The 7,158-nt window shown below is 74.6% G+C and carries 6 protein-coding genes; 2 read left to right on the forward strand and 4 right to left on the reverse strand.

Annotated features, from left to right (window positions below; genetic code table 11):
* The 4 genes from GCU69_RS02160 to GCU69_RS02175 form a co-directional block, all read right to left on the reverse strand.
* Positions 1–2,217, reverse strand: a 2,217-nt coding sequence (locus tag GCU69_RS02160) for a transglutaminase family protein (RefSeq protein ID WP_156204971.1), incomplete at its 3' end; no start/stop codon positions are given.
* Positions 2,218–2,226: 9 nt separating this feature from the next.
* Entirely contained in the window at positions 2,227–3,609 is a 1,383-nt protein-coding gene (locus GCU69_RS02165; RefSeq protein WP_156204972.1) for a DUF58 domain-containing protein, read from the reverse strand.
* Positions 3,609–4,667: an AAA family ATPase gene (locus tag GCU69_RS02170; RefSeq protein WP_408055748.1), complete on the reverse strand. Its 1,059-nt coding sequence runs from the start codon at positions 4,665–4,667 to the stop codon at positions 3,609–3,611. Before GCU69_RS02170 ends, GCU69_RS02165 begins: the two co-directional genes overlap by 1 nt.
* Before the next feature lie 181 nt (positions 4,668–4,848).
* A complete protein-coding gene (locus GCU69_RS02175) occupies positions 4,849–5,415 on the reverse strand; it encodes a beta-class carbonic anhydrase (RefSeq protein ID WP_156204973.1) in 567 nt (188 codons plus the stop codon).
* Positions 5,416–5,783: 368 nt separating this feature from the next.
* Between GCU69_RS02175 and rsmH the strand changes: the two genes are divergently transcribed.
* Positions 5,784–6,740 (forward strand): 16S rRNA (cytosine(1402)-N(4))-methyltransferase RsmH, encoded by a 957-nt coding sequence (rsmH, locus tag GCU69_RS02180; RefSeq protein WP_098751477.1) that lies wholly within the window; start codon positions 5,784–5,786, stop codon positions 6,738–6,740.
* On the forward strand, positions 6,737–7,132 hold the full coding sequence (locus GCU69_RS02185) for a septum formation initiator family protein (protein ID WP_098751476.1): 396 nt from the start codon (positions 6,737–6,739) through the stop codon (positions 7,130–7,132). Before rsmH ends, GCU69_RS02185 begins: the two co-directional genes overlap by 4 nt.
* Positions 7,133–7,158 lie beyond the last annotated feature (26 nt).

The following is a 7,158-nucleotide window of genomic DNA, read 5'->3' on the forward strand; positions in this document are numbered from 1 at the left end:
CTCCGCGATCCCCGGCGCGGGCCGGGGCTCCGGGGCGTACAGCGCCTGCTCCACGGCGGCGGCGACCCGCTCCGCGGCCTCCGCGGCCTCGCCCGCCAGGCCGCCGTCCGCCACGATCCGCGCCGCCGCACGGCGCGGTGTCTGCGCGTCGTCCGGCAGGATGCCGTAGTCCCACGCCGAGTCGATCAGCTCCCGCCAGGCGGCCAGAATCCGGCCGACGGTGTCGTCCGCCGCCCGGCCCGGTCCGGCGCCGAGCCTGCGACCGCGCAGCCGGACCCGCCACAGCAGCGGCAGCAGCGGCACGGCCAGCAGCACCAGGGCGGCGGTCACCCAGAGCAGCACCGTGCCCAGCGGCGGTCCGCCGTCCCCGGAGCCTCCGGCGGCCTGGGCCGGCGGCGGCTCGCACTCGCCGAGCCGGCGCAGGTCCGGCGGGCAGCTGTCGGACGCGGACGGCTCGCTGGAGGGCAGGTCCGTCTCGGCGGGCTGCGGAACGGCCGGGTCGTCGGCGCCGCCCGAGGGCGTCTCCGGCAGCGCGTAGTCGGGCACCGAACCCCGGGTGGGCGTCGGCTCGAAGCGGACCCAGCCGACGTTCTCGAAGTACAGCTCGGGCCAGGCGTGCGCGTCCCGCAGACCGACCGACACCGTGCCGCCCGCGGTGGGCGTGCCCGGGGCGAAACCGATCGCCACCCGGGCCGGGATGCCCAGGGTGCGGGCCATCGCGGCCATCGAGAAGGCGAAGTGGACGCAGAAGCCCTCCTTCTGGTCCAGGAAGCGGGTGATGGCGTCGCTCCCGGTGCCCGCGTCCACATCGGTGTCGTAGGTGAAACCGCCCTCGGAGGAGAACCAGTCCTGGAGCCGGACCGCCTTCTCGTAGTCGTTCCCGGCGCCGTCGGTCACGTCGACCGCCGTCTGCGCCACGACGTCCGGCAGGGAGTCCGGCACCCCGCCGTACTCGCGCACCACGTCCGCGGGCGGCGAACCGGCGGCGGCGAGCTGTTCCGCGGTCGGCTCCACCCGCAGGCTCGACACCTGGTAGTCCACACCCTGCGTGGTCTGCCCGCGGTCGCCGACCAGGGTGCGGCCCTCCGGCTCGAAGCTCCAGCGCCCGCCGATCTCCACCCGCGTCGCCGGATACGGCATCGGCAGCCAGCCCTGCCGGTACGCGTCCGACGCGGAGACCGTGAGGTCGAACGGCGTCGTCTTCACCGACGGTTCGAGCCCGGCCGGGGGCGGCAGCTGGTCGGGGACCGGCCCGACGGGACGCCGGGAAGGGTTCCACGAGGTGCCGTCGAACCGGTCGAGGGCCACGATCCGCAGATAGAGGTCCTGGGTGTTCTCCTCGGTCGTCCGGTAGGAGAGCACCTCCTGGTTCTCCGGCTGGTTGAGGCTGTTCTGCAGGGACACCAGCGGGTTCACCGCGGTGACGCCCCCGCTGCCGCTGCCCGCGCCCTGCGGCCGCCGCTGGCTCTCCAGCAGCCCCTCGCCCAGCGACGGCAGGGCGGCCGGGAGCAGCAGGGCGATGCCCAGCGACACCGCGCCGATCCGGCGGCCCGTGCGCACCGGGGCGACGGTCCCGCCGCCGCTCTCCAGCCCCGCGCTCAGCCGGCTGGGAGGCGGAGCCGCGCCGCCGAAGACCCGCCCCCACTGGGCGAGCCGGTCCCGGCCCTCGGCGAGGAGCAGCAGCAGATAACCGGCCGCGGCCGGTACGAACCACAGCCAGCGCGTCCCGCCCTGGGCCAGCCCGGCCGCCACCGAGTACAGCGCGAGCAGCGGCAGCCCGGCGGGGGCCGCGCTGCGGTAGGTGACCGCCAGCGCGTCCACCAGCAGGCCGATCACGAGCACACCACCGACCAGCATCAGCCCGATGCCGGAGGTGACGGGCGCCGGTATCGAGTACTGCCCTATGTCGCGGCTGCCCTCGGCCAGCAGCTGGCCGAACTCGGTGATCGCGTCCGGTCCCGGGACGAGACCCGCCACCGCCTGCTCGCGGGCGAAGGCCAGCGTCAGGAGCAGCAGCACCAACAGCGCCTGGAGCGCCACCGTCAGCGGCCGTGCCACCGGCACCCGCCGGGCCAGCCCGCCGGCGCCGACGACGATCGCCAGCAGGAAGGCGGCCTGGAGGAGCCAGCCCACCGACTGCACCAGCGGCAGCAGTGAACAGGCCGCCGCCAGCGTCGCCGCCGCCGCGCACAGTGCCAGTCGTCCCCGCCCGCTCATCCCCGCTCCTCACGCCCGCTCATGGTCGTGCCCCGCCGCCGCGCCGCCGCGCGGTGCCCCGGCCGCCGCGCGGTGGTCCCCGGCCGCGCGCCACAGCTCGGGCAGCGAGGCCCCGGCCGCGACCGGGACGACCGTCCAGCCGTTCTCGCGCAGCAGCCGCAGCCCGCCCTCGGACTCCCCGGCGTCCGCCGGGCCCTCCCGGCTCCAGGCGGCCGGGTCCAGCACGAAGGCCACCGCGGCCCCCGAGCGGTGCCGCATCCGCGCCACCACCCCCGTCTGCTCGGCGTCCAGCTCGCCGAAGACCCCGACCAGCAGGCCCTCCTGCCCGCCGCGCAGCACGTCGTACGCCCGGGAGAGGCCGGGCTCGGCGGAGTGGTCGACCACCGCGAGGGTGTCCAGGAGCAGCCCGGCGGTGTCCAGCGACGCCGCGCCGTCGAAGCCGCCGCCGGAGAGCCCGCCCCCGCCGTCGGGGCCGGGCACCGAGCTTCCCGTGTCGGTGAGCAGCCGCACCTGGAAACCGCGCTCCAGCATGTGCGCGGACACCGAGGCGGCGGCGGAGACCGCCCACTCGAAGGCGGAGTCCGGCCCGGCGCCCCGGTACGCGGAGCGGCGGGTGTCGAGCAGCACCGTGCAGAGCGCCTTCTGCGGCTGCTCCTCGCGGCGCACCATCAACTCGCCGTAGCGGGCCGTGGAGCGCCAGTGGATCCGGCGCAGATCGTCGCCGTGCCGGTAGCCGCGGGGAATGACGTCGTCGTCACCGGCATGGGCCGGCGACCGCTGCCGCCCCTCGCCGTAGCCGGTGGCCTCGCCGGAGAGCCGTACCGGCGGCAGCGGCTCGACGCGCGGCACCACCGTCAGCGTGTCGTGGGAGCTGAACGCCCGGGTCAGCTCGCACATCCCGAACGGGTCCGTGAGCCGCAGCTGCAACGGTCCCAGCGGATACCGGCCGCGCAGATCGGAACGCACCCGGTACGACACCTCCCGGCGCCCGCCCGGCTCCACCCGGTCCAGTACGAAGCGGGGCCGCGGCCCGAGCACGTACGGCACCCGGTCCTGGAGCATCAGCAGGCCCGTGGGCATCCGGGAGACGTTGTCGACCCGCAGGTGCACGCGCGTCTCCGAGGCGGCCGGGACCCGGGCGGGCGCCAGCCGGCGGCTGCCGGCCACCCGGTAGCGGGTGCGCCGCAGCACGGCCACGCAGACCAGGGGCAGCACCGCCAGCAGCAGCCCCACCCGCAGCAGGTCGGCCTGGCCCAGGACATAGCTGCACACGGCCGCCGCGAAACCGGCGGCGAGGAAGGACCGGCCGCGGGTCGTCAGCCCGGACAGGGCGGAGGCCGCGCCGCCTCCGGGCGGCTCCTCGGCCGGGGACGGCCCCGGCGCGCCAAGCATCACAGTCTCCGCGCGCCCGGAGGCTGCTGGCCGGGCGGCTGCCGCCACTGCCGCGCGGAGGGGTCGGGCACCGGGGTGCGCTGCACGATCTCCGCCACGACCTGCTCGGCGGTACGTCTGCCCAACTGGGCCTGGGCCGTCGGCAGCAGCCGGTGCGCCAGCACCGCCACCGCCAGAGCCTGCACGTCGTCGGGGAGGACGTAGTCGCGCCCGGACAGCGCGGCCGAGGCCTTGGCCGCCCGCAGCAGATGCAGCGTCGCACGCGGTGACGCGCCCAGCCGCAGCTCCGGATGGCTGCGGGTGGCGGCCACCAGGTCCACGGCATACCGCCGGACGGCCTGCGCGACATGGATGGTCCGCACGGCCTCGACCAGCTTCACGATCTCGTGGGCGTGCGCCACCGGCTGGAGGTCGTCGAGCGGCGACACGCCGCCGTGCACGTCCAGCATCTCCAGCTCGGCCTCCGGGCTCGGATAGCCGATCGACACCCGCGCCATGAAGCGGTCCCGCTGCGCCTCCGGCAGCGGATACGTGCCCTCCATCTCGACCGGGTTCTGCGTGGCCACCACCATGAAGGGGCTGGGCAGCTCGTAGGACTGCCCGTCCACGGTGACCTGGCGTTCCTCCATCGACTCCAGCAGCGCAGACTGGGTCTTCGGCGAGGCCCTGTTGATTTCGTCGCCGATCACGATCTGCGCGAAGATGGCGCCGGGCTTGAACTCGAAGTCGCGCTGCTGCTGGTCGAAGACGCTGACCCCGGTGATGTCCGAGGGCAGCAGGTCCGGCGTGAACTGGATGCGCCGCACCGAGCAGTCGACGGACCGCGCCAGCGCCTTCGCCAGCATGGTCTTGCCCACGCCCGGGACGTCCTCGATCAGGAGGTGCCCCTCGGCGAGCAGCACGGTCAGCGAGAGCCGTACGACCTCGGGCTTGCCCTCGATCACGCTCTCCACCGACGCGCGGACCCGCTCCGCCGTGGTGGTCAGGTCCTCCCCCACCCCTGACTCCGCTCGAACGGGGGCACCTCCATGGCTCGCCCACTTGTCATAGGTCGTCACCCGGCCCTCCTAGGCGCCCGTTCTGCGGGCCGACGCACTGCTGTCCACCGGCCCCACCCGAAATGCGCGCACCGCGCCCGGCGGATACCGGGCACGATGCCTCCCCGCATTCTTGCTGTCCGTACGGCATTACGTCACTCGCCTGTGGACAACGGGGCCGATTTGTCGCGCCTACCCCGTTTCACTCGGGAGAATCGGCCGGATCGATCTCCCGGAGCAGGCCCGTCGTCACGTCGAAGACGAAGCCGCGGACGTCGTCGGTGTGCGGCAGGAACGGTGAGGTGCGCACCCGCTCCATCGACTGCCGCACGTCCTGGTCGACGTCCCGGAAGGCCTCCACGGCCCAGTTCGGCCGCTGCCCGACCTCCATCTCCAGCTCGTGCCGGAACTCCTCGGTGAGGCTCTCCAGGCCGCAGTTCGTGTGGTGGATGAGGACCACGCTGCGGGTGCCGAGCGCGCGCTGGCTGATCGTCAGGGAGCGGATGGTGTCGTCGGTGACCACACCGCCGGCGTTGCGGATGGTGTGGCAGTCGCCCAGCGACAGCCCGAGGGCGCCGTGCAGGTCGAGACGTGCGTCCATGCACGCCACCACCGCGACGTTGAGGACCGGGCGGGCGTCCATGCCGGGATCGCTGAACCCGGCGGCGTAGGCGCGGTTCGCGGCGACGAGCCGGTCGATGACGGTGTCGGCGCCGGGGGAGCCGGCGGGCTGGGCGGACTCGGCGGTGCGGGACTCTGCGGTCGACATGACCAAGACGTTAGCGGGCACGGCCCGGGCGCACGGGGTGTGAGAAGGGGCAAAGGCGGCCAACAGGTCATGTGTGAGGAGATCCACAGCCGCTCGGCTGTCGCCCGTACGGGTGAAACGAAGGCCGCGCGGCGCGCAGGGCGGTTGGTTGACCGGGGGGACGAGTGGACTAAAGTGACGCGAAGTGGGAGGCGCGGGCGCTCCCCGGAATCCGAAACTTCACGTGCGCGGCGCGTACGTACGGCTCGGCCTCCTCCCGTTCCCCCGGTCGGCCGGTGCCCCTTCCCCGGTGCCGGACGAGCCGTGTTGCCGTAAGCGGGCGGGGACCCGGCGGTGCGTACGGCCTCCGCGCCGACCTGAGAGGGCGCATGAGCCAGACCCGACATGTCCCGGTGATGCTCCAGCGATGCCTGGACCTGTTGGCTCCCGCGCTCGCGCGGCCGGGTGCCGTCGTCGTGGACTGCACCCTCGGCCTGGGCGGGCACAGCGAGGCCCTGCTCGGGGCGTTCCCGTCGGCCCGGCTCGTCGGCCTCGACCGCGACCCGGAGGCCCTGGAGCTCGCGGGCGAGCGGCTCGCCCCGTACGGCGACCGCGCGACCCTGGTGCACGCCGTCTACGACGAGCTGCCGGACGTCCTCGGCCGGCTCGGCATCCCCCGGGTGCAGGGCGTCCTCTTCGACCTCGGTGTCTCCTCCATGCAGCTGGACGAGGCCGGCCGCGGCTTCGCCTACGCGCAGGACGCGCCGCTGGACATGCGGATGGACCAGACGACCGGCATCAGCGCGGCCGAGGTCCTCAACACCTATCCGCCCGGCGAACTGGTGCGCATCCTGCGGGCCTACGGCGAGGAGAAGTTCGCGAAGAAGATCGTCGACGCGGTCGTCAAGGAGCGCGTGCGCGAGCCGTTCACGCACAGCGCCCGGCTGGTCGAACTCATCCGCGCGGCGCTGCCACAGGCCGCCAAGCGCACCGGGGGCAACCCCGCCAAGCGCACCTTCCAGGCGCTGCGCATCGAGGTCAACGGCGAGCTGTCCGTGCTCGAACGCGCGATCCCGGCGGCCGTGTCGGCGCTCGCCGTCGGCGGCCGGATCGCCGTCCTGTCCTACCACTCCCTCGAGGACCGGCTGGTCAAGCAGGTGCTGACGGCCGGGGCGGCGAACACCGCGCCGCCCGGGCTGCCCGTGGTCCCCGAGCAGTACCAGCCGAGGCTGCGGCTGCTCACCCGGGGCGCGGAGCTGGCCACCGAGGCGGAGATCGCGGAGAACAAGCGCGCCGCGCCCGTCCGGCTGCGCGGCGCGGAACGCGTCCGGGAGGAGAACCCATGAGACGGAGCGTGCGAGGCAGGGCCGCCCGGCTGGCGCGGCTGCTGCCGGCCGGGGAGAGCACGGCGGCCCGGACGCCCTTCGTCCTGCTCGTGGTCGTGCTGCTCGGCAGCGGGCTGATCACGCTGCTGCTGCTGAACGCCTCGCTGAACCAGGGCGCCTTCCGGCTCGGCGAGCTGAAGAAGGAGACCACCGAGCTGACCGACGAACAGCAGGCGCTCCAGGCCGAGGTCGACGCGTACACCGCGCCCGACGCGCTGGCCGAGCGCGCCCGGGAGCTGGGCATGGTGCCCGGCGGCAGCCCGCTCTTCCTGGAGCCGGACGGAACGGTGCGCGGGGTCCCGTCGGCCGCCGCCGCCCCGGAAACGCCGCCGGCGTCCGGGCCGGGCGGGTGACGGCCGTGCGCCTGAGCCGCCGCGCC

The organism is Streptomyces lycii, assembly GCF_009735685.1.
Taxonomy (GTDB): domain Bacteria; phylum Actinomycetota; class Actinomycetes; order Streptomycetales; family Streptomycetaceae; genus Streptomyces; species Streptomyces lycii.